14 protein-coding genes are annotated in these 23,110 nt (G+C 71.1%); 7 read left to right on the top strand and 7 right to left on the bottom strand.

Annotated features, from left to right (window positions below; translation table 11 throughout):
• Positions 1-2 precede the first annotated feature (2 nt).
• Genes GKS42_RS03685 through GKS42_RS03675 form a run of 3 tightly spaced genes read right to left on the bottom strand, consistent with a single transcriptional unit; the run spans position 3 to position 2,622 of the window.
• Entirely contained in the window at positions 3-911 is a 909-nt protein-coding gene (locus GKS42_RS03685; protein WP_210769305.1) for an ABC transporter permease, read from the bottom strand.
• Positions 912-916: 5 nt separating this feature from the next.
• Complete coding sequence (locus tag GKS42_RS03680; protein WP_154792618.1) at positions 917-1,840, bottom strand: ABC transporter permease; 924 nt, start codon at positions 1,838-1,840, stop codon at positions 917-919.
• Positions 1,840-2,622 (bottom strand): IclR family transcriptional regulator, encoded by a 783-nt coding sequence (locus tag GKS42_RS03675; RefSeq protein WP_168217744.1) that lies wholly within the window; start codon positions 2,620-2,622, stop codon positions 1,840-1,842. The genes GKS42_RS03680 and GKS42_RS03675 overlap by 1 nt, the downstream gene beginning before the upstream one ends.
• 383 nt (positions 2,623-3,005) lie before the next feature.
• On the opposite strand from GKS42_RS03675, the gene GKS42_RS03670 reads away from it, so the two are divergent.
• The 3 genes from GKS42_RS03670 to GKS42_RS03660 are packed head-to-tail and all read left to right on the top strand — an operon-like array spanning position 3,006 to position 5,409.
• Positions 3,006-3,965: a DUF6772 family protein gene (locus GKS42_RS03670; protein WP_210769304.1), complete on the top strand. Its 960-nt coding sequence runs from the start codon at positions 3,006-3,008 to the stop codon at positions 3,963-3,965.
• Between the two features lie 5 nt (positions 3,966-3,970).
• Entirely contained in the window at positions 3,971-4,291 is a 321-nt protein-coding gene (locus GKS42_RS03665; protein WP_154792616.1) for a hypothetical protein, read from the top strand.
• A 50-nt stretch (positions 4,292-4,341) separates the two neighbouring features.
• Positions 4,342-5,409, top strand: coding sequence for a LacI family DNA-binding transcriptional regulator (locus tag GKS42_RS03660; RefSeq protein WP_154792615.1), 1,068 nt, complete (start codon positions 4,342-4,344; stop codon positions 5,407-5,409).
• 6 nt (positions 5,410-5,415) lie between these two features.
• Here GKS42_RS03660 and GKS42_RS03655 read toward each other — a convergent pair whose 3' ends face one another.
• Positions 5,416-7,686: a heavy metal translocating P-type ATPase gene (locus tag GKS42_RS03655; RefSeq protein WP_154792614.1), complete on the bottom strand. Its 2,271-nt coding sequence runs from the start codon at positions 7,684-7,686 to the stop codon at positions 5,416-5,418.
• The gene (locus GKS42_RS03650; protein ID WP_154792613.1) at positions 7,683-8,636 is read right to left on the bottom strand and encodes a hypothetical protein; all 954 of its coding nucleotides are present in this window, start codon (positions 8,634-8,636) and stop codon (positions 7,683-7,685) included. The genes GKS42_RS03655 and GKS42_RS03650 overlap by 4 nt, the downstream gene beginning before the upstream one ends.
• A gap of 148 nt (positions 8,637-8,784) precedes the next feature.
• On the opposite strand from GKS42_RS03650, the gene ald reads away from it, so the two are divergent.
• The 3 genes from ald (at position 8,785) to GKS42_RS03635 (ending at position 13,593) form a co-directional block, all read left to right on the top strand.
• The gene (gene ald, locus GKS42_RS03645) at positions 8,785-9,897 is read left to right on the top strand and encodes an alanine dehydrogenase (protein WP_154792612.1); all 1,113 of its coding nucleotides are present in this window, start codon (positions 8,785-8,787) and stop codon (positions 9,895-9,897) included.
• Positions 9,898-9,997: 100 nt separating this feature from the next.
• On the top strand, positions 9,998-12,301 hold the full coding sequence (locus tag GKS42_RS03640; RefSeq protein WP_154792611.1) for a glycoside hydrolase domain-containing protein: 2,304 nt from the start codon (positions 9,998-10,000) through the stop codon (positions 12,299-12,301).
• Positions 12,298-13,593, top strand: coding sequence for a glycosyltransferase (locus GKS42_RS03635; protein WP_154792610.1), 1,296 nt, complete (start codon positions 12,298-12,300; stop codon positions 13,591-13,593). Before GKS42_RS03640 ends, GKS42_RS03635 begins: the two co-directional genes overlap by 4 nt.
• Here GKS42_RS03635 and GKS42_RS03630 read toward each other — a convergent pair.
• Positions 13,569-14,360: a helix-turn-helix domain-containing protein gene (locus GKS42_RS03630; RefSeq protein ID WP_168217743.1), complete on the bottom strand. Its 792-nt coding sequence runs from the start codon at positions 14,358-14,360 to the stop codon at positions 13,569-13,571. The two genes, GKS42_RS03635 and GKS42_RS03630, sit on opposite strands and share 25 nt — an antisense overlap.
• A gap of 254 nt (positions 14,361-14,614) precedes the next feature.
• Between GKS42_RS03630 and proA the strand changes: the two genes are divergently transcribed.
• Positions 14,615-20,638, top strand: a complete 6,024-nt coding sequence (gene proA, locus GKS42_RS03625; RefSeq protein ID WP_154792608.1) for an anti-phage protein ProA — start codon at positions 14,615-14,617, stop codon at positions 20,636-20,638.
• A 422-nt stretch (positions 20,639-21,060) separates the two neighbouring features.
• Here the strand turns inward: proA and GKS42_RS03620 are convergent, their stop codons facing one another.
• Positions 21,061-23,106 carry a sigma-70 family RNA polymerase sigma factor gene (locus GKS42_RS03620; RefSeq protein ID WP_168217742.1) on the bottom strand — a complete coding sequence of 682 codons (2,046 nt, stop codon included), beginning with the start codon at positions 23,104-23,106 and terminating at the stop codon, positions 21,061-21,063.
• Positions 23,107-23,110 lie beyond the last annotated feature (4 nt).

The following is a 23,110-nucleotide window of genomic DNA, read 5'->3' as shown; positions in this document are numbered from 1 at the left end:
CGTCAGATGCCCTTCATCTTCGGGTCGAAGCGGTCCCGCAGGGCGTCACCGAGGATGCCGAAGGAGACCACGAGGATGGCAAGGCAGATGCCGGGGATCGTGGAGACCCACCAGGCGCTGCTGAGCAGGTTGCGTCCGTTCGCGATGGTCACGCCCCAGCTGGGCGTGGACGCCGGGGTCCCGAGGCCGAGGAAGGACAGCGCCGCCTCGGCGAGGATGACGCTGCCGATGTCCAGGGTCGCGATCACCAGGATCGGCGCCGTGCAGGCCGGCAGGATGCAGGTCCGGATGATGTGCCAGTTGCTCGCACCGAGGGTGCGGGTGGCGTCCACGTACTCGCGGTTCTTCGTGGCCAGGACCTGGCCGCGGGTGACCCGCGCGAACGTCACCCAGCCGCTGATCGCAAGGATCAGGACCACGTTCAGCACGCTCTGCCCGATCACCGCCGCGATCAGGATCGCCAGCAGGATCCCGGGAAACGTGAGCTGGATGTCCGCGACCCGCATCAGCACGGCGTCCGCCCAGCGCCCGAAGTACCCGGAGACCACGCCCACGACGACCCCGATGAAACCCGCCAGGAGCAGGGTCGCGACCCCGACCAGCATCGAGACCCTGGCCCCCTGCATGGTCTGGGCCAGCAGGTCCTGGCCCACCTGGTCGGTGCCGAACAGCACGAGGGACCCGTCGTCGCGGTGGGACAGCGGCGGCAGCAGCCGGTTCGCGGTGTCCGTGGCGACCGGGTCGAAGGTCACGATCATCGGCCCGAAGACCGCGGCGAGCACGTAGAACGCCACCACCACGAGGGGGATCCAGATCCGCGGCCCCCAGCCGCGTCCGCGGCGCGCGCGCTCCGGTACGGCGTCCGCCATCGGCGCCGCCACCGTCTCGATCAGTTCCGTACCGCCGGTCATCGACGTCACCTCGCCAGCCGGACTCGGGGATCGAGGTATCCGTAGAGGATGTCCACGATCAGGTTGATCATCACGAAGATGGCGGCGATCACGAGGATCCCCGCCTGCACGACGCCGTAGTCGCGGAACCCGATCGAGTCGACGATCAGGCGACCGACCCCCGGCCACGCGAACACGGTCTCGATCACGACGGTGCCGCCGAGGATTGCGCCGAAGTACAGGCCCACGACCGTCACGATCGGGATCAGGGCGTTGCGGATCGCGTGCGGGAAGATCACGACCCGCTCGGACAGGCCCTTCGAGCGGGCCGTGGCGATGTAGCCCTCGTTGATGACCTCGAGCAGCCCGGAGCGGGTCAGCCGCATGACCATCGCCGTGAACGGCAGCGCCAGCGCGAACGCCGGCAGGAGCAGGTGGGCGAAGGAGCCGGCGCCGCCGCTGGGCAGCAGCTGCAGGCCGCGGGCGAGCATCAGGATCAGCACCAGACCCACCCAGAACGAGGGCAGTGAGTGGGTCACCAGCGACGTCACGGTGACGACCCGATCCGCCCAGGTGTTGACCCGCAACGCGGCCACGATGCCGAAGCCGATCCCGAACACCACCGCGAACATCAGGGCCGCGACGGAGAGCTGGATCGTCATCGGCATCCGTTCGAGCACATGGTCCATGGCGTCCCCGCCCAGCCGGATGGAGTCGCCGAAGTCGAGCCGTACCGAGGAGGCGAGGTAGTGCAGGTACTGCTGCGGGATCGGCTCCGTCAGGCCGAGGGACTCCCGGAGCGCGGCGATCTCGTCCGGGTTCGCGTCCGGGCCCAGCATGACCAGGGCCGGGTCGCCCGGCACCATGCGCAGCACGATGAAGACGATGGTCACGGCACCCCACATGACGAAGGCCGCGAAGAAGAGCCGACGGACGATGTAGGCGACCATCAGGCGCCGACACCCGGTGCGGACAGTGCCACCAGGGGTGCCGTGTTCCGGCGGTCCACGAACGTCGATGCGAGTTCCTCGGCGCACCCGATCAGGGCGACCGCCAGGGTCCGGAGCCGGTCCGGGCCAAGCTGTCCGGCGGGGAGCACGGCCTCGATCACACCGACGGCCATGCCGCCCTGCGCCACCACGGGTGCCGCGATCGCCCGCCGGTCCGCCGTGACCTCACGGTCCTCGACGGCGTAGCCGCGCATCCGCGCCCGGGTGACGGCCTGCCGGACCCGGAACGGATCGGTGAGGGTGCGGGCGGTCAGCGCCGGCAGGCTCGCGTGCACCAGGAGCCGGTCCAGCTCGGCCTTGGGTCGCATCGAGAGGAACGCCTTGCCGATCGCGCTGGCGTGCCAGTGCACCGGGCCCTCGCGGACGGCCACGACGTCGCGGGCGCGGACGGCCACCACCGGCTCCAGGTGCTCCGGCCGGCCCCGGAAGTACGTGACCACGGCGCCGGAGCGGGCGCTGACGGCCTCGAGGGCTCGGGTGATGGCGGGATCCGGGTCGACGTCGCAGTTCGCCGCCCGGGCAAGTTCGAACGCCCCGACGCCGATCGTGTAGCGGTGCGCGTCGTCATGGCGCACCAGGTCGTGCTCGAGGAACGCGGCGAGCATCCGGTGCACCGTGCTCTTGTGCAGGCCGGTCCGCTCCGCGAGTTCCGCGAGGGTGGACGGCTGCCCCTGGCGAGCCAGACTGTCAAGCAGTCCCAGGGCTCGAGAAAGCGATTGCAATCTGGGCTCCAATGGTCGCGGAGAAACAATGATGAATGCGCGCCACAATGATCATGGCAAAGCGCCGCGCAGGGCCGCCTCAGGACGTCGGCCTCGATGTCCCATTAGCGTTCCCGGTAACGTTCATGGCGACCCTACGACCGTCCGTGCGAGCCTGTCAAGGCTCGACCAGAACCGGCTGGATTCCGCCGTTGACGGGCCATCCTGGGGTGCACCCGGGACGTTGCTCATCCTGCAACGGCCTGATTGACGTCTTTCCGGCCCGTTCAATAGCGTCGGCGACATTCGGCCGACAGCGCCCTGCGTCGGTCGGATCCGAAGAAGATGCGAATACCTTGAATCCTGATGGAAGGACAACCGATGTTCACGACGTGGAGCGCCACGTGAGCACCTCACAGACATCCGCCACCGACCTGCGCCGCGCGCTCCTCGACGCCGACCCCAGGCTGTCGCGTTTCAACCCGCTGCCCCGGATCCTCGCCCACGACGACTTCCAGACGGGCACGCACGGCTGGACCGAACTGATCGGCAACTTCGACGGCAACGGCAACCTGCGCACGGTCGACGACCACATGCGGGACTTCCGGCCGCCTCAGTTGAGCAGCTGCACCTTCTTCGACACCGGCACCCACGGCGCCCTGAGCGGCACGTACGCCCTGAAGCTGGCGACGCGTCCGATCGCGGGCCACACCGCCGTCGGGATTCGCCGGCTGACCATGGCAGGCAAGGGGCTCGTCCAGCTCGAGACGTACTTCACGTACAAGTCGGAGGCCACCCTGGGACAGGACCCCGCCAACAACAGCTTCGGTGGCGTCGAGTGGGACGGGAACCTGCACCCCAGCGAGGCGCAGTTCGGCGCCCTGACGGTTGCCACCGACGTCTGCGGGGACGGCGGGACCAGGTATCACACGGTCGCCCGGTACCGGAACACCACCCTGGACAACGCTCTCGACCGCCGCTGGGTCTACCCGGCAGTTCCGGAGCCGACTCCGCGCGAACACGTCCAGGGCAAGGCGAGCCTGGCGTACCTGGCGGACTTCACCGCGCCCGACCCGGATGACTGGAAGCCGTTCAGCGACCCGATGGAGCTCTGCTACAACGAGGTCCCCACGAAAGTGAACTGGCACTATCTGCGCTGGCTGATCGACACCGATGCCCGCAAGAACGTGGAACTGCAGATCAACGACCGCGTCATCGACATGCGCGACGTCCCGGTGCCGGTCTACGAGGAGAAGTACGAGTCGCTCGAGACGCTCCTGAACTTCTACTTCAGCGTGCGCACCCACTCGAACGTGCGCAACTTCCTGTTCCTGGACTCGGTCCTCATCTCGGTGGATTGGTGACGACGATGCGACACACTCAGACCGCCGTGCTCGAGCGCGGCGAGGACTTCAGCTCCGACTTCGCGACGGAACCGTACGAGGTGGCGTGGGCCGGTGAGGCCAGGTTCTTCGTGCAACGCCTCGAGGACACCGCCGGTGACGTGGAGCTGCGCACGCAGATCTCCCCGGACGGAATCACGTGGGTCGATGCCGAAAACACACCGGCTGTGCGCCTTGACGGCACAATGGTGACCTGGCCGGTCCGTGAGTTCGGAGGCTGGCTGCGGGTGAGCGGAACCGTTTCGGGACTCGCACGGCTGCGGATCTACCTGGTCTGCAAGGGATAGCCGTGGAGTTCACGGCCGGGCCGAGAGGGACGTACAGGAGGGGGGCCACCATGACTGCGCGGGTCCGCCTCAAAGACGTCGCCGACTCCCTCGGCCTGTCCGTGAACACCGTCTCCCGCGCGCTCGCCGGCAAGTCCGAGGTCAGCCCCGTGACCCGGCAGCGGATCCAGGACGAGGCGGACCGCCTCGGCTACGTCCCGAACACACTGGCCCGTTCGCTCGTCCTCGGTTCGAACCAGACCCTCGCCCTGGTGATCACGAACCCGTCCAACCCGTTGTACGCGGAGCTCATCTCCGGTGTCGAGGTGCGGGCCCGGCAGCACGGCTACTCACTGCTGCTGCTCGTCACCGAGGAGTCGACGGAGAACGAACGGGCCGCCGTCGAGGCCCTGCTGCGCTCCGCCGTCGACGGCGCGATCGCGGTGCCGGTGCAGAGCGAGCACGAGCACTGGCGCCGGGTGAACCGCGCCGGGATCCCGCTCGTGCTGGTCAACCGCGACATCCCCGAACTCGACACCGACTTCGTCGGCGTGGACAACCGGCGCGGCGCGTACGACGCCACCAGGCATGTGATCGCCCGGGGCGCCCGCACCGTCTGGGCGCTCGAGGAGGACCTGCCGATCACCACCATCGCGGAGCGCATCGACGGCTTCCACAAGGCCCTCGACGAGGGCGGGCTGCCGAGCGCCGCGCGTGACGTGGTCGCGGTCCCGACCCGCCGCTACGAGTCCAGCGCCCTACCGTGGCAGGCGGAGGGCGCGTACACGCTGTGCCGCGAACTGATCGCCGAGCGCGGGGCGCCGGATGCCGTGATCACCGGGAACGACTACTTCGCCCTCGGACTGATGCGCGCCCTCACCGAACTCGGCCACCGCGTGCCGGACGACGTACTGGTCACCGGTTACGGCGACCACCCCTACGCCGGGTTCGTCAGCCCGTCGCTGAGCTCGGTCCGGCTGCCCGGGTCGCAGATCGGGGCGGCGGCGGTCGACCTCCTGCTCGCGCGCGGGGAGGAGCCGACCGACCAGCCCGTCAAGAGGCGGATCGCCCCGACGTTCGTCGCCCGGGACTCCACGGCGCGCGGCGAGACGACCCCGGACGCCACGGCCACGGCCTGAGGCCCGTCACCGGAGCGAACGGAACCGTCGCAGCCGCAGGCTGTTCCCGACGACGAACACCGACGAGAACGCCATCGCGGCGCCGGCCAGCATCGGGTTCAGCAGCCCGGCGGCGGCCAGCGGGATGGCGGCCACGTTGTAGCCGAAGGCCCAGAACAGGTTGCCCTTGATCGTGCGCAGGGTGCGGCGGGACAGGGCGACGGCGTCAGCTGCGGCCCGTAGGTCGCCGCGCACGAGCGTGATCTCGCTGGCCTCGATGGCCACGTCGGTGCCGGTGCCCATCGCCATGCCGAGGTCGGCGGCCGCGAGCGCGGCGGCGTCGTTCACACCGTCGCCCACCATCGCCACGACCTTGCCCTCGGCGCGAAGGGAGGTGACCACGTCGACCTTGTCGGCGGGCAGCACCTCGGCGATGACCCGGTCGATGCCCACCTGCGCCGCGATCTGCTCCGCGGCGCGCTGGTTGTCCCCGGTGAGCAGCACCGGCGCCAGACCCAGCCGCTTGAACAGCCCGATCGCCTCCGCGGAGGTGTCCTTGACCGTGTCGCCGATCACGAGGACACCGCGAGCGCGCCCGGCCCAGGCGGCCACGACGGCGGTCCGGCCCGCGTCGTGGGCGGCATCGATGGCTTCGGTCAGTTCGGCCGGCAGCGTGCCGACCTCGTCGGTGACCCAGCCGGGCCGTCCCACCGCGACGAGCGTGTCGTCGACGGTGGCCCGCACACCCCGGCCCTCGAGGTTCTCGAAGTCGTGCGCCTGGGGCAGCGCACCGGCCTCCGCCGCGGAGCGCGCCACGGCACGCGCGATCGGGTGCTCGGAGGCGTGCTCCACCGCGCCCGCCAGGCGGAGCACGTCGTCGGCACTCTCACCGGCAGCCGGGACCATCTCCAGCAGGGCCATCCGGCCGGTCGTCACGGTGCCGGTCTTGTCGAGGACCACCGTGTCGATCCGGCGGGTCGACTCCAGTACCTCCGGTCCCTTGATCAGGATGCCGAGCTGGGCGCCGCGCCCGGTCCCGACGAGCAGGGCGGTGGGGGTCGCGAGCCCGAGCGCACACGGGCAGGCGATGATCAGGACGGCCACCGCGGCCGTGAACGCGACCTGCGGCGCGCTGCCGGTGCCGAGCCAGAAGCCGAGGGTGACCACGGCGATCCCGAGCACCACCGGCACGAACACCCCGGAGATCTGATCGGCGAGCCGCTGCACCTGCGCCTTGCCGTTCTGGGCGTCCTCGACGAGCGCGGCCATCTGTGCGAGCTGGGTGTCCGAGCCGACCCGGGTGGCCCGCACGACGAGCCGCCCTCCGGAGTTGATCGTCGCGCCGGCGACCTCGTCGCCCTCGGCCACCTCGACGGGCACCGACTCCCCGGTCAGCATGGAGTTGTCGACGGCGGAGCGTCCGCCGGTCACGACGCCGTCCGTCGCGATCTTCTCGCCCGGGCGGACCACGAACTCGTCACCGACCCGAAGGTCGCCGGCCGGGACCCGCAGCTCCACCCCGCCCTGGAGCAGGGTGACCTCCTTGGCGCCGAGGTCGAGCAGCGCACGCAGGGCGTCCCCGGCCCGGCGGCGCGCGCGCAGCTCGAAGTAGCGGCCGGCGAGCACGAACGTGGTGACGCCGGCGGCTACCTCGAGGTAGATGTTCGCCGCGCCGTCGCCACGCGCGATCGTGAACTCGAACTCGTGGGTCATGCCGGGCATCCCGGCCGTGCCGAGGAACAGCGCGTACACCGACCAGCCGAACGCCGCGAGCGTGCCGAGCGAGATCAGCGTGTCCATCGTGGCGGCGCCGTGACGCAGGTTCACCCAGGCGGCCCGGTGGAACGGCCAGGCGCCCCAGGCCACGACAGGGGTGGCGAGCACGAGGCTGGCCCACTGCCAGTACGTGAACTGCCAGGCCGGAACCATGGCGAGGACGATCACCGGCAGGCTCAGCAGCGCGGAGATGATGACCCGGTTGCGCAGGGCCCGCAGGTCCCGCTCCCGCTCGGCGTCAGCGGGGTCGACGGCGGCGCTCGAGGGCGTGGGCAGGTTCAGCTCGTGCGCCGTGTAGCCGGCCTTCTCGACGGCCTCGATGAGCTCGGCGGTGCTGATCGTCGGCGGCACGAAGACGCGCGCCTTCTCGGTCGCGTAGTTCACGGTGGCGGTGGCGCCGTCGAGCTTGTTCAGGCGCTTCTCGACGCGGGTCGCGCACGACGCGCACGTCATGCCGCCGATCCCGAGCTCGATCCGCTGCAGGTCGGCGGTCGCGGTCCGCGCCGCGCTCACGTCGGTCATCGGGTCACCTCCACGGTGAAGTCGGCGGTGTGCACCACACCCTGGTGGGAGAAGTCGAGGAAGAGCCGGTACGTCCCCGGGCTCGGCGCGGTGCTCACGAACTCGACCAGCGGTCCGGGCTCGCTCACCCCCGCCTCGCCCTCGGGGTGCGTGTGCAGATAGGCGAGGTCGCCGACCCGGAGCGCGACGAGGTGTCCGTACGCGCCGAGGTAGGGGTCCAGGTCCGTGACCGGGTCCCCGTCGCGGCTGATCTCGAAGGCGAGCGGGCCGCCGTCTGTGGTCAGGTCACCGGAGAGGGTGACCGTGTAACCGTCGACGACGGCGGTGCTGCTCACCGCGGGCAGCGGCACCGTGGTCACGGTGCCCGGCACCGTGACGTCCTGGGCGAGGGTCAGCCCGTCCTCCGACGCAGCCGGCAGGAAGTCGGCATAGACGCGGTGACTGCCTGCGGTGGGCCAGGTCCAGTCGATGCTCCAGGTGCCGTCCGCGCCGAGGGTCGGGTGCACGTGCCGGAACTCACTGGTGTCCTGCGAGGCGACGATCAGGTGCAGGTCTCGTTCGTGCTGCGTCGTGTACTCGGTGACCGGGTCGCCGTGGGTGTCGAGCACCCGGAAGCTGAGCGTGCCCGCCACGCCGACGGCGTCCGGCACGGTCAGCGCGTCGAGCCGGTAGCCGCCGGCCGCGGAGAGCACACCGACGGGGAGGTCCTCGGTCGAGCCGGCCGCGTCGTGCCCGGAGTCCTCCGCCCCATCGTGACCGGAGCCCTCCTCGGTTGCGTCCTCGCCCGTCCCGCCGTGGCCGGAACCGCCCTCACCGGAGTCCTCCTCCTCGGCATGGGCCGGCGACTGCGTCTCGACCCGGATCCCCGAGGCCGATCCGACGACGAACGCACCCCCGAACAGCACCGCCAGTCCGGCGGCGAAGATCGTCAACTTCACGGGCGCCTGCATGATGTTCCCTTCCACGACATAGCCCGACTATACCCCTAGGGGGTATCAGTGCCAACCACGTCGCACCGAATCGGTCGCGCGGCCGTGCAGAACAGGGGACGCTGGTGCCCGGACACGGGCTGGTGCCCGGACGAGGCGAGGAGCAAAGATGCGGATCGGCGTGGTGACCGAGGTCAAGAACTCGGAGTTCCGGGTCGCGCTCACCCCGGCGGGTGCACATGAGCTGATCCTCGCCGGTCACGACGTCGCGGTGCAGCAGGGTGCCGGAGTGGGCTCGAGCTTCGCCGACGACGCGTACGCCGCCGTCGGCGCTCGGATCGTCGCCGACGCGGGCGAGGTGTGGGCATCGTCCGAGCTCCTGCTCAAGGTCAAGGAGCCCGTGCAGCAGGAGTACCCCCACCTGCGCGCCGACCTGGTGCTCTTCACCTACCTGCACCTGGCTGCCGACGAGAACCTCACCCGTGCCCTGATCGCTGCCGGCACCACGGCGATCGCCTACGAGACGGTGCAGCTGCCGGACCGTTCGCTGCCCCTGTTGGCCCCGATGAGCGAGGTCGCCGGCCGGTTGTCCGTCCAGGTCGGCGCGTACCAGCTGATGAAGGACGAGGGCGGCCGCGGGGTGTTGCTCGGCGGCGTGCCCGGCACCCCGCGTGCGAAGGTGGTCATCATCGGCGGCGGCGTGGCCGGCGAGCATGCGGCGGAGGTCGCGGTCGGAATGCTGGCCGACGTGACCGTGCTCGACGTGTCCGTGCCACGGCTGCGCGCCCTCGAGGCCCGGTTCGGGCCGCGGGTGCACACGCTTCGCTCGAACCCGTACACGGTGGCCGAGGAGACGTCCACCGCGGACCTGGTGATCGGCGCGGTCCTCGTGCCCGGCGCGCGGGCACCGAAGCTGGTCACAGACGAGATGATCGCGCAGATGAACCCGGGCACGGTGCTGGTGGACATCGCCGTGGACCAGGGCGGCTGCTTCGAGGGGACCCGGCCGACGACCTACGCCGACCCGACGTTCCGTGTGCACGACTCCACGTTCTACTGCGTGGCGAACATGCCCGGCGCGGTCCCGATCACGTCGACGATCGCCCTGACGAACGTGACCCTGCCCTACGTCGCCACGATCGCCACGCACGGCTGGGAGGTCGCGCTCGGCCGCCACCCCGAGTTGCGGCCCGGTGTCAGCACCACCGGCGGGCGCCTGACCAGCGAACCGGTCGCCCAGGCCCACGGGTTGCGGTTCGACCCACTGCCGCCGCCCGACTGAATCCCCGCGTCGCCTCGCGCGACACACACCTGACGAAACGTCCCGCTCCCGGCAACGCTGCGGAAACGCCCCGGACACGTTCGATTCGTACCGTCGGCACATGGAGACCCGATCAGCGGTCGCGACGGCGTCGACGCCGTCTCCACCGGTCGCGCCGAGCCGTGGCAGTTCGGACCACGTCGATCCGTTCCTCGGCACCGGTGCCACCGACCTTCCGACGCGCACCGGCATCGCCGCCACGTGGTGGTGGCCGAAGCCACAGGTCGGCAACACCCATCCCGGCGCGACCTACCCCCTCGGCATGGTCTCCGCGTGTGCGTACTCGGGCGCCTACCCAGCCGGGTACGGGCAGTACGACCTCGGCACCGAAGGGCTGCCGGTACCGATCTACGACGGTCTGCTCGCGTCCGGGTTCACCCACTTCCAGCAGACCGGCACGGGCGCGATCCGCAAGTACTACAACTACTTCCGGGTCACCCCGATGCTGGCGCCGCTTGACGCCCTCGACACACTCTGGGAGCTCACCGACGAGGTGGCCGAGCCGGGCTACTACGCGGCCACGCTCGCCTCCGGGATCCGGTGCGAGATCACCGTCGGCCCCAGGAGCGCGGTCCACCGGTACACGTTCGGTGATCATCATGACGCGCGCGTGGTGATCGACCTCTCGCTCGGCGGGCTGACGATCCCGCACGGATCCACCATCCCGCTGCGGTCCCATCTGGCCTCCATCAGCCCGGGGGTCGCCCAGGGGCAGATCGTGGTCGAGGGGGCGCCGCTCTCGGTGCACGTGGAGTGCGACGCGGACTCGTGGCGCCAGATGCTCTGGTACGACCGGCGCCTGATGCCGGGTGGCACCCGGCTCGACCTGGACTCGATCCGCCCGACGACGCTGCGTCCGTTCGGGCTGATGTGGGCCGGCCCCACGGTGGCGGGACAGGTGGTCGAACTGCGGTTCGGGTTCTCCCTGCGGGGCGTGGACCAGGCTCGGGAGAACCTCCTGCGGGACTGCGGGACGGAGCGTTCGGCGTTCGCGACCCGCCGGGCCGCGACCTCGCGGGCCTGGTCGGAACACCTCGACCTGATCGAGGTGGACACACCGTCCGCACAGCGCCGCACGGTGTTCGCGACGGCGCTCTACCACTCGCTGATCAAGCCGAGCCTGGCGCCGAACGAGAGCCCGTTCTGGCCGGCCCAGGGTCCGTTCGCGTTCGACATCTGCACGATGTGGGACATCTACCGCACCCAGCTCCCCCTGCTGACCATGCTCCTGCCGGACCGGGCCGTCGAGCTCGCGAACGCCCTGCTGCACATCTGCGAGGAGGAGGGGAACTTCCCGATCGGCTATCGGATGGCGCGCGGCGCGGATCGGTTCTCGCGTCAGGCGAGCGCACTCGCGCACACGTTCCTGGCCGACCTGTGCCAGCTCGGCCTGCCCGGGATCGACTGGGACTGGGCCCTCGTGCACATGCACAATGACCTCCGCCGGACCTACGGCGAGGACTTCCTGCGGGACGGGCGGGTGGAGCCGATCAGCCACACGCTCGACCTCGCGTTCGGCTACTGGTGCACCGCGAAGGCGGCCCGTGTCTGCCGGGACGATGCCCTGGTACGCGACTTCGACCGGTTCGCGGGGTGGTGGGTGAACGCGTTCGACGTCGACACCGGGCTGCTGCGGGACTCCACCTTCTACGAGGGGGGCCTGTGGAACTATTCGTTCCGACTGCTGCCGGACATGGGTCAGCGGATCCGGCTCGCCGGTGGGGACGCGGCCTTCGTGGACCTGCTCGACCGGTTCTTCGGCTTCGGAGCCGACCCGGTACGCCAGCCCGGCCGGTCGCCGGACGCCACGGAGATGGCCGCGGGCTACGCCCTGAACCGGTTCGAGGGCCTGAACAACGAGCCGGACATGGAGGCCCCGTGGGCCTACACCTACGCCGGCCGGCCGGACCGCACCACCGAGGTGGTCCATGCCGCCGTGCACCAGATGTTCGGGACCGGCCGCGGTGGCCTGCCCGGCAACGACGACTCCGGCGGGCTCAGCTCCTGGTACGTGTGGGCGAGCCTCGGCCTGTTCCCCGTCGCCGGGCAGAACCTGTTCCTGGTCAACGCACCGCACTTCCGCCGGTCCCGGATCTCGGTGGCCGGGGGTTCCTTCGAGATCACGACGGTCGGGTTCCTCGAACCCGGACCGGACGTCCCGGTCCAGTACGTGCAGTCCGTCACCCTCGACGGTGAGCCGCTCCAGCGGGCGTGGCTCGGAGGCGGCGAGGTGCACGCCGGCGGCCGGCTCGAGATCAGCCTCGGTCCTCGCCCGAGCGACTGGGGCACCACCGAGCGCCCGCCGTCCGTCTCGCCGTACCAGTCACCCACCCATCCGATCGCGACGAGAAGAGGTCTCCCATGAACAGCACCCCGACGAACCGGTTGGTCCTCGTCGTCCGCGCCGATCCGGTGATCTGCGGACACTCCGGTGAGGCACGCAACCTCGCCGAGACCGCCATGGAGCGTGGCTTCGACGAGGTCCGGATCATCACCTGGCCGATCGATCGGCTCGTCGAGGCGGGTCTGCCTCTGAAACCGCTCGACGGCGTGCTCGAGTACGGTCCGGGAATCGTGGTCGAGCGACCGGAGCCCGTGGGTGACTACCGGGTCCCCGACGGCCGTTACCTCGCCGGCATCACCGGGCGTCTCGTCGAGCTGTTCACCGACGGGGTACCGACCGTGTGCATGTCGTTGTACCTGAGCCCGCACACGATCGCGGTCGCCGACGCCCTCCGGGTCGCGGAGGGCACCGGGCTCGACGTCGACGTGGTCACGATCGCCGAGGCCGTCGGCTCGGACGTGACGAACGTCGTGCGTGCGTGTGTGGCGCAGGGGCGACTCGGGGCGGCAGCGCACGTCCTGGAGGCCTACCTCAGCAGCGATGTGTGCGTGGCCGTCTCGGAGTACACGAAGGCCCTGATCATCGCGGCCGCGGAGGAGATCGATGCCCAACACGGCACGAGGTACGCCGCCCGCTGCCGGGCCCTCGTCGAGGTCTCCTACCCCGCCATCGACTCGCACGCCTACCTCGATCTCGAGCAGGCGAAGCTCACCGAGACCCTGGCGGCCCGACGGTTGACGAAGGACGGCTACGTGCTGTTCCTGTCCCGGCTCGCCCGCGCCAAGGGCGTGGACGACCTCATCACCGGCTTCGCCATGAGCCGGGCCAGGGACTCCACGCGGTTGGTGATCGCAGGTCGCGGCCCCGAGGCGGATGAGCTGCACGCGTTCGCGGCGGCATCCGGGATCGGCGACCGGGTCGATTTCCTCGACGACGTCGACGACGCGGAGAAGCCGTACCTGATGGCAGGTGCGGCCGCCTATGCGCTGCCGAGCAAGCCCCGACCGGAGTTCGTCGAGACGTTCGGGATCGCGCTGGTGGAGAAGATGCTCGCCGGCGGCGGCCCGGTGATCACCACCATCACCGGCGGGATCGGGGAGGCGGTCGGCGAACACGCGATGATCGTCGACGTCGAGGATCCGGTCGGGATCGCCGCCGCGATCGACCGGGCCGTCACCATGGACCCCGACGAACGCCACCGCTGGGAGCACCGGGCCCGTACCCATGCGCTGCAGTTCGACCGCGGTGCGGTCTTCGACCGGCTGTTCGCACGGGTCGACGCCGCCCGCTACGGGAGCGCCATGGCCTCCTGAACCACAGGCGGGGACGGCATCCACGCCCAGCGGCCCGCCGCGTGCACCCTGGCGGCCGCGGCCCGCAGCCTGTGCTCCGCCATCCGGATCGAGCGGGCCTCCCGCGGGCGAGTCAAGAGCACCCAGCGGCGCCGCGCCAGCTCGGCCACCGTGGGATGGTCAAGCTCTACCGCTCCGACCGCTCGGACCGCCCGATAGCAGTCACGCATCACCCGGTGGTGGTACCAGCCCGTAGCGGGCCTGCGGTCGTACCGCGGCCGGGACATGCGCTGCTCAGGCACCTGGTCGGGCGGCAGCACATCCAGGTGGGCGGGGAACCGCCGGCCCGCGTTGTCCCTGACCTCGTCGTCGTGTACCGGCTCCACCTCCCGCCCCGACTCGTCGACGACAGCCAACCGGAGCCCGGCCTCAGCCAGCACCTGCGCGAGGTGCCGCACCCCGATCTCGGCGCCCGCTTGCTCGTACCGGTTCACCGTCGACTGCGAGACCCCGAGCAGCGCGGCGAGCTCGCGTTGACTCAGGTCCCCGCGACGCCGCGCCCGGAGCACGTGCCCCGCCACGTCGAACTCAGCCCTGCGCCCGGTCACGCCGTCGGGCTCGACGCGCTCCGCCCCGCCGTCGACCGTCTCGAGCCGCTCCCCCCACCCAGTTGGCCCGGCCCAGCCCGACTCGACCACCTCCCAGTCGATCGCGGCCAGGCGCGACCGCGCCAGCCAGACCTCGACCCCTTCAGCCACCCACGCGATCTGCTCCTGCACCGACAACATCGTCGCCTCCCCGGTTCGAACCCTCCGAACATCCACTGCACCGACCGTGACATCCACCACCGACATCGGGCCCAGCAGCCCGCCCGAACGGTGCCGTTCCCGAACGTTGCGCCACTGACCCGTGGGATGGGTCAGTGACGCAACGCATGGACACACACCGGCGCGCGGCTGAGCGACGCGGCCCATGTGGGTGATCCATGGCACTCTGCTAACGCAGTAGTCCCGCCGCTCAGGAAGGCCGCAGGTTCACGCAGATGACGACTCCGATCTCGCTCGATGTCGATGCCCTCGACGTGCTCAGTTACGCGATGGCGCACAACGGCCTCGCCGTGGTGGGGCAGGTGCGGATCGCGAGCCACGGCGTCGACCTGCTCGGGGCACGGCTGCGCGTGCGGGTGCTCGACGTCCAGGGCGACCTCGCCCGCCCGTGCGTGGTGGTCGTGGACCTCGCCGGCGGCCGGGAGACAATCGTGCGGGATGTGCCGCTGGTGCTCGACCCGTCGGCGATGGCGCAGGTCGAGGAGGACCGGCCCGCCGAGATCGTCGTGGACCTGCTCCCGCCCGTGGACGGCGACGAACCTGACGAGACCGCCGTGGTCGCCGAGCCGCTCGCGCGGATCGCCGTCCCGGTCCGGCTCCTCGCGGCACAGCACTGGCTCCGCTCCGAGCACCCCGTGACGACCGAGGTGCTCGCCTCGTTCGTGATGCCGAACCACCCCGCGATCTCACAGTTGCTCGGCGAGGCCGGCGAGATCCTCCGCACGGAGACAGGCAGTGCCTCGCTCGAGGGTTACCAGTCCGGACCGGATCGGGTCGACGAACTCGCCCGCGCCATCTTCACCGCGGCTCACGCCCGTGGCATCCGGTACGCCGAGGCCCCGTCCAGCTGGTCGGCCCAAGGCCAGAAGGTGCGCACGCCGGGGGAGGTCCTGGACGGCCGGATCGGAACCTGCCTCGACACCGTCGTCGTGCTCGCGGCGGCCCTCGAGCAGGCCGGGGTCCGGCCACTGGTGTGGATTGTCGCCGGGCACGCGTTCCTCGGGTACTGGCGCCAGCCGACGTCACTCGGCGTGGTCTACGACATCGACACCTCACGGGTGGTCAACCTGATCGACGTCGGGGTCATCGGCCTGATGGAGACCACGCTCGTCACCGCGACGGAACTGCCGGACCGGGAGAGCGTGGCGAGGCAGCCGTATGCCCGGTTCCTCACCGGCGATCTGCGGGACGTGTACGGAGTGCTGGACGTCCACGAGGCCCGCCGCAACCGGATCCTGCCACTGCCGGCCCGGGTCCGCACCGATGACGGCACGGTCGTCGTCGTCGAGTACCGGCCACCGACCTACACTCCACCCGGTGCGGCACCGTCGGGCGACGGGTCACGGGAGGGCTCGGGCGGCGAGGGGCCGAGCCGTGCCAAGGCCCCGCCGCGGGTCCAGCAGTGGAAGAATTCCCTGCTCGACCTGAGCCTGGGCAACAAACTGATCAAGTTCTCCGAACGCAACGCGATCCACCTGGCCGTACCGCCGCGTGAGCTTGCTCGCTTCGAGGACACGATCAACGCCGGCGCGTCGATCAGCCTGCTGCCGGCGGACTCGGTCGACGCCGTCCACACCCAGCGCGGGATCAGCGTCGGAGCCGACCTCGACGAGGAGCTGCGGACCTCCCTGCTGCACGAACGACGCGCGGTCTACTCCGACGTCCCCGACGCGGCCTACCAGGGGCGACTGCGTGGTCTCGCGCACCGGGCCCGCACGATCGTGGAGGACACCGGCGCCAACAATCTCTACCTGGCGCTCGGGTCACTGATCTGGTCGATCGGCACCGAGCAGCTTCGGTCACCCCTGGTGCTGGTCCCGGTCACACTGCGGACCCGGTCCAAGGCCGGCGCGTACACCTTCACCCTGGACGAGTCGGGTTCGTCCACCCCGAACTTCTGCCTGCTCGAGAAGCTGAGGCAGCTCTTCGACCTCGAGATCCCCGGACTGGCCGAACCGACCGATGACCACGCCGGGGTGGACCTCGAAGCCGCCCTCGCGGCGACCCGTGTGGCCCTCGTCCAGGCCGGTCTGAACTTCCGCGTCGAGGCCACCGCGGATCTGGCCATCCTGCAGTTCGCCAAGTTCCGCCTCTGGAAGGATCTCGACGAGAACTGGGAGCAGTTCGACCACAACCCGCTGGTGCACCACCTGATCCACACGCCGACGGACGCGTTCTCCGACCCCGCTCCCCCGCCCGCCGAGGTGGACCTCGACGAGCTCGCGAGCGGCTGCCCGGTGCCCGCGGACTCCTCCCAGCTCGCCGCGATCGCCGAGGCGGTGGCCGGCCGGACGTTCGTCCTCGAGGGCCCACCGGGCACCGGGAAGTCCCAGACCATCACGAACTTGCTGACGCGCTCCGTCGCCGCGGGCAAGCGGGTCCTGTTCGTGGCGGAGAAGCGGGCCGCGCTCGACGTGGTCCGCCGCAGGCTCGAGGACGTCGGGATGGGGCCGTTCTCGATCGACCTGCACGATCGGGCGAGCCGACCGAACGCGGTGCGCGCGCAGATCTCGCGGGCGCTGGAACTCGCCATCGACACCGACTCCCAGGGCTTCGCAGCGGCCACCGAGACCCTCCGCTCGACCCGTCGACGCCTGGCCCGCTACGCGGCCGAGTTGCACGAGCCGAACGGCGCCGGGCTGTCTCTGTACTCGGCGCACACCCAGCGGCTCACGCTGCGCGACGAGCCGCACGCCCTGCCCGTGCCGACCGGGCTGGTCGCGGACACCGATCCCGCGGTGCTGGCCGGTGTGCGACGGGCCCTGGAGGTGTTGCCCGACGTCGCCGACCCGGCTCAGCCCCGACCTGACCACCCATGGGGTTTCGTCGGACTCCTGGACCCTCATGCCGTGCCCGCGGATGCGCTGCTCGGTGCCGTCCAACGCGTGGACGCGGCGGTCGATGCCGCCACTCAGGCCCTCGCGGGCCCCTTCGCTGGGGCCGTGTTCGCGGCACGGTCCGTCCCGGAGATGCACGCGGTGGTCACCATCGCCACGTCGACCGCGGTCCTCGCGGACCTCGACGCGGTGCGATCCGCTGCGGGTCAACGAACACGGACCGACCTGAGCACCGCCCTGGCGACGTTCGTACGCGACCACGGCGACGCCGTCGCCCGGGTTGCCCTCCCGAACGTGCTGGACCTGCCGATGCCGGACATCCACGCCGCCGCGCAGTCCGCCGCCGCCTCCGGCTTCTTCGGCCGCAAGCGCCGGCTGAAGGCGGTCCTGGAGACCCTCCGACCGGGCCTGCGGCCCGACGCCGACGTCAGCCACAAGCAGCTCGTCGAGATCACGACCGTGCTGGCCGGCGCCGCGGATGCTGCCACGCAGGTCCGTGAGCTCGCCGGCAGGACGCCCGGGGTGCACCTTCCGCCGGTCTGGAACCCGCTCGTTCCCGAGCACCGCGAGCGCCTCGACGGCCAGCTCGCCTGGTCGCGGTGGGCGGCCGGCGCCCTGACCCCGGACCCGATCTCCTCGAGCACGCGCCTGCAGGATCCCGGGCCCGAGGAGAGTCCCGCGACCGCCGTCGCGGCGCTGCGGAACTACCTGGACGCGCGAGCCACCGGTCGGGTCGGCGAGGTCGACCCGACCGCCGCCGGGGTCTCCGGAGAACTTCTGGCCGCGTTCACGGAACTGGACGCGCTCGTCGGCGCGGCCGCGCCGGATGCTCCGGAGGACCCGTTCGCACTCTGGGCCGCCCGGGATGGTCTGCTGCGAACCTGGACCAGGACCACGACCGGTCGCGACCTCGACGACCCGCAACTGCTCCCGGCCCGGCGTTGGGCCGCCTTCCTCGGCGGGCTCGAGCCGCTCCGTTCCGCCGGGCTGGCGCGGGCCCGTGACCAGCTGCGCGAGGGTGTCGTCCATGCCGACGACGCCGTCCGTGCCCTGGACCTCGGCGTCGCCGCGGCCTCGGTCCGTGAGCGGGCCAGCAGCACCGGCCTGGCCGGTTTCGACCCGCTCGGGCACGGCCGCACGATCAGCCGCTTCACGACGTCGGCGCGTGAGGTCCGCGATCACCTCACCACGATCGTGCCGCGGGAGGTGCTCGCGTCCCGACGGTTCGACCCGGAGGCGGGTGGCAGGGTCGGCGCGCTGCGCCGTGAGCTCGGCCGACAGCGTGGCGGGCTGGCGGTCCGCGCCCTGCTGCGGACCTACGGGGACCTGATCACGCAGGTCATGCCGTGCGTCCTGGTGAGCCCGGACTCACTCGCCCGGTTCTTCCCGGCGCGGGCCGGCCAGTTCGATCTGGTCGTCTTCGACGAGGCGTCCCAGATCCGGGTCGCCGACGCGGTCGGGGCCATGGGCCGCGCCACCGGGGTGATCGTGGTCGGGGACAGCAAACAGATGCCGCCGACGTCGTTCGGCGAGCCGCTCTTCGAGGGTGGCGACGACGAGTTCGCCGCCGAGGCCGAGGGCGTCATCGACGACGAGGAGTCCATCCTCACCGAGTGCATCCAGTCGCGGGTGCCGCAGCGCTGGCTGTCCTGGCACTACCGCAGCAAGGACGAGTCGCTCATCGCGTTCAGCAACACCCACTACTACGAGAACCGGCTCTCCTCGTTCCCGGCGCCGAACAACGGGGCGGCCTCCCGCGACATCGACGGCGTCGGCGTCTCGCTGGTACGCGTGGACGGGCAGTTCCAGCGCACCGGGAAGGGCAGGCTACTCCGGACCAACCCGGTGGAGGCCGACGCGATCGTCGAGGAGATCGCGCGCCGCTTCGACGCCCACCCGTACGGGACGCCGTCGATCGGAGTGGTCACGTTCAACGTCCAGCAGCGCGACCACATCGAGTCGCTGCTGCGGGACACCGGAGACGACCGGCTCCGTGCCGCCCTCGATGACAGCGGTGAGGGCCTGTTCGTGAAGAACCTGGAGAACGTCCAGGGCGACGAGCGGGACGTGATCCTGTTCTCCACCGCGTTCGGCGTGAACGACCGCGGGATCCTGCCGCTGAACTTCGGCCCGCTGAACCGTGCGGGCGGCGAGCGTCGCCTGAACGTCGCGGTGACCCGGGCCCGGCGCCAGGTGGTGGTGTTCTCCTCGTTCGACCCTGACCAACTCCGCTCGGAGCAGACGTCATCCGTTGGCATCAAGCACCTGCGCAACTACCTGGACATGGCCGCGCACGGACCCGAGGTGCTCGCCACCATCGCGTCGGCGCCGCGGCGCACGGTCATCGCCGACCGGCACCGTGAACAGGTTGCCGCGTCCCTGCGGGACCTGGGCCTGGTGGCGCACACCGATGTCGGCCTCTCCGACTTCAAGGTGGACCTCTCGCTCGCACTGCCCGAGCGCCCCGACCACCCCGTGGTGGCCGTGCTGCTCGACGGGCCGGGCTGGGCGGGCCGGGGTACCGTCGGCGACCGCGACGGGCTGCCGGTCGAGGTGCTCTCGGCGATGATGCGGTGGCCGGCCGTGGAGCGGCTGTGGCTGCCCGCTTGGTTGAAGGATCCCGACGGCGAGGCGCGGCGGCTTCTCGAGGCGACGCACGCCGCCGAGCGCGTGGCGTCCGAGCGGGAGGCGGCCGAGCGAGACGCGGCCGAGCGAGACGCGGCCGAGCGAGACGCGGTCGAGCGGGAGGCGGAACGAACAGCGCTAGTGGCGGACGTCCCGGCGCAGCCGACGCTGACCGGGTTGGCCATGAGCGCCGACGTTCCCGATCCAGTCGCGATCCCGGCCGGGCTCGCCGTCCCGTTCCAGCCCTGGGATCCGCAGCCCCTCGGCGTACGGTCCGTGCTGGACGCGCTGCCCGCAACGCGAGCCGCGCACCAGGTCCAGCAGGCGATCGAGTCGATCGTTGCCCAGGAGGGTCCCGTCCACACCGCCAGACTCACCCGTCTGGTCGCGAACAGTTTCGGACTGACCAAGGTCGCCGAGACCCGCGCCCAGGCGATCCTCGGACAGGTCCCCACGGACCTGCGGGTCCAGGACCGGTTCGTCTGGCCAAGGGAGCTGGATCCCGACGGATGGCGCGGCTACCGGACCCAGACGAGCTCGTCGGTGCGGCCGTTGGATCAGGTTCCGAGCCAGGAGATCGCGAACGCGATGGCAGACCTGGCACGGGCGTCCGCCGGCAGCACCAACGAGGAACTGCTCCGGGCGACGAATGCCGTGTTCGGTGGTTCGCGTCTGACGGACGGTATCCGGACCCGCCTCGAACACGTCCTCGGTTCGGCGATCGCACTCGGGACCCTCACCGAACGCGGCCAGTACCTCGTCGCCGGCGCGGACTGAGCCTCGATCGGACCAGACGTCGCGCCACCACCGACCTTGACCGGCGGTGGCGGGATCCGTCAGGAACCCCGCCACCGCAGACACCCCCGAAGGTGCGGAAGGTCAGCCCTCCACGCTCACGCCGCAACCGTCCTTTTTCGAACCACGGCCCCCGAGCCGGGAACGCCTCGAACGCGGGAGACGGTGTCGATGTGAGTTCCGCCCTGTATGGCGAGTACCCCGGCCCGAGAGCGAGTGATCCGGATCAGGCGTGCGCCACCCAGTGCCCCCCTGCGGCACTGTGGTCAGCCCAAGCCCGGTCATGATCGTTCTCGCTCCCGTCCGGATGTACGTCCTGCACGGGCGGCCAAAAGGTGCCCGTACCTAGGAAGACGCAGGGGACGGACGGATATAACGCGAGAATCGAGAGGAGTTTCCTCGGCTCAGGAGTCGGTCGCGCGGACGAGGTTGAAGGTGACCTGATCGACCCGGCCGGCGGCCCCGGTGTCGGGGTCGATGTACTGCACTCCGACGGTGTGCGTACCGGCGTGGAGCTCTGGGGCTCCCTGCTCCGGCCAGCACCGCGTCACCTGGCCCCAGCCTTCACCGAGATCGTCCTCGATGGGGTGCTCGGACTCGCGGACTTCGGAGTCGAGGATGAACCGCACGTGCTGGAGATACTCCCCTTCGACCGTGAGGTTGATGCCGCCGAGCACGTCGCCGCACTGCAGCAGCGGCTGGTACCGGATGTCGTCGCCGTCCTCCAGACCGAGGACGGGGGCCTGGAAGAGGTAGGGTCCCACCGGCTCCGTGGGGGTCGAGGCGTCACTGGCCTCATTCAGAGTCCGGCTCGCGGCGGCGGCCGGGCCCGCGTCGGCGCCTGCGTCAGGCAGCGTCTGGGTCGCGCGGTACCAAGTCTCCTCCTCGTCCGTGGCCGGCTCCGGGATCGCCGACCACGACTCGTCGTCGGTCACGACCGTCGTCGCCACCGTGACGCCGGCGTCGTCGAGGATCGTGATGGTCGCGCCCGGCTCCCCCGCGCCGGACAACGTCGGCGAGACGAGCACGGGACCGGTGGCCGTGCCGACGAGCGTCACGGCGACGGGTGGGTCGGGCTCGACCGGGCCCGGGTCGGTGGGCTCGTCCGTTGGGTCGGGGTCGACCGGTGCGGGATCGACGGGCGTCGGGTCGACGGGGCTGGGATCGACCGGCGCGGGCGCCGGGTCCGTGGGCGGCGGATCCGTGGCCGGCGGCGACGTGGGGTTCGCGGGGACGGCGGGCGGCACCGGGACGGGCGCCGTCGTCCCCGGCGGGCTCGTCGGCGACGTCGGCGTCGGAGTCGGCGTCGGCGAGGTGGTGGTCGGGGCGCCCGTCGGCGTCGCGCTCGGGTCCGGGTCGGCGCCACCGGCGCCGGGATCGGCGGCGGTGGTGACGGCCGCGCCCGGATCGCCACCCACGCCGGGCGGCGGCTGGTTCGACCAGGCCACCGCCGCAACCACGACGAGCGCGACCATCGCCACGGACGCACCCGCGACGATCGGGTTCGCCTTCACCACGCGTCCGACGGAGCGCGCCGCGGCGACCCCACCGGACGCGACGCCTGCCTTCGCCACCGTGGTCCCGGCCGTCCCCGCCGCCTTCGTCGCGGCGCCCGCACCGGCGGCGCCACCGAGCAGGATGCCGGCCTTGACGACGGTCGACGTCAGGAAGAACAGCGGCAGGGTGACGACGACCGGCACGAGCACGGCGCCGAGCTTCTCCGACACCGCCGTCAGCTCGAGCGCGACCGCGCTGCAGTCCACGCACCCCTGGAGGTGGTTCTGCACGGCGAGCCGGCGCCGCGCAGTGAGGCGTCCGGTCTCGTAGTCACCCAGTTGCGGGACGACCTTGGCGCACTCCGCGGGCAGGTCGGTGCGGCGTCCGGCACCGACGTGTGCCTGCAACCACGCCGACCGGAACCCGCTCCGCGCCCGGGAGGCCAGCACGGCCACAGCCGTCGGCTTGATCCCCATCTCCTCGGACAGCGCCGCGGGACCGTAGCCCTCGACCTCGGTCAGCCAGAGGACCTGCTGCCAGCGGGCCGGCAGTGACTTGAACGCGTCGGTGACGATGCCCCGGTCCAGGACATCGTCACTGGCGTCGGCGACGACCATCGGTTCCACGACCCCGGCGACGTCGTCCAGATCGTCGACCGGGATCTCACCGACCCGCCTGGACCGGTCGATCGCAACGTTGCGCAGGGCGCCGAAGAGGTACGGGGCGAAACCCTGCGTCGGACCGCCCCCGGACCGGATCGCGCGGAGCACCCCGACGAAAGCGTCCTGCACGACGTCCTCGGCGTGCTCGCCGGCGCCGTTGCGCTTGGCCGACCGTATCGCCTGGTCGCGATACCGGTCATAGAGCACGGCAAAGACCGCCACGTGCCCGGCCCGGACCTCCGCGAGGATGCTTTCGTCGGTCTCCTCGCGCCAGTCCCTGGCTTCGGCCACCTGG

This window comes from Occultella kanbiaonis (genome assembly GCF_009708215.1).
GTDB lineage: Bacteria > Actinomycetota > Actinomycetes > Actinomycetales > Beutenbergiaceae > Occultella > Occultella kanbiaonis.
This window is presented reverse-complemented; position numbering and strand designations above follow the sequence as displayed.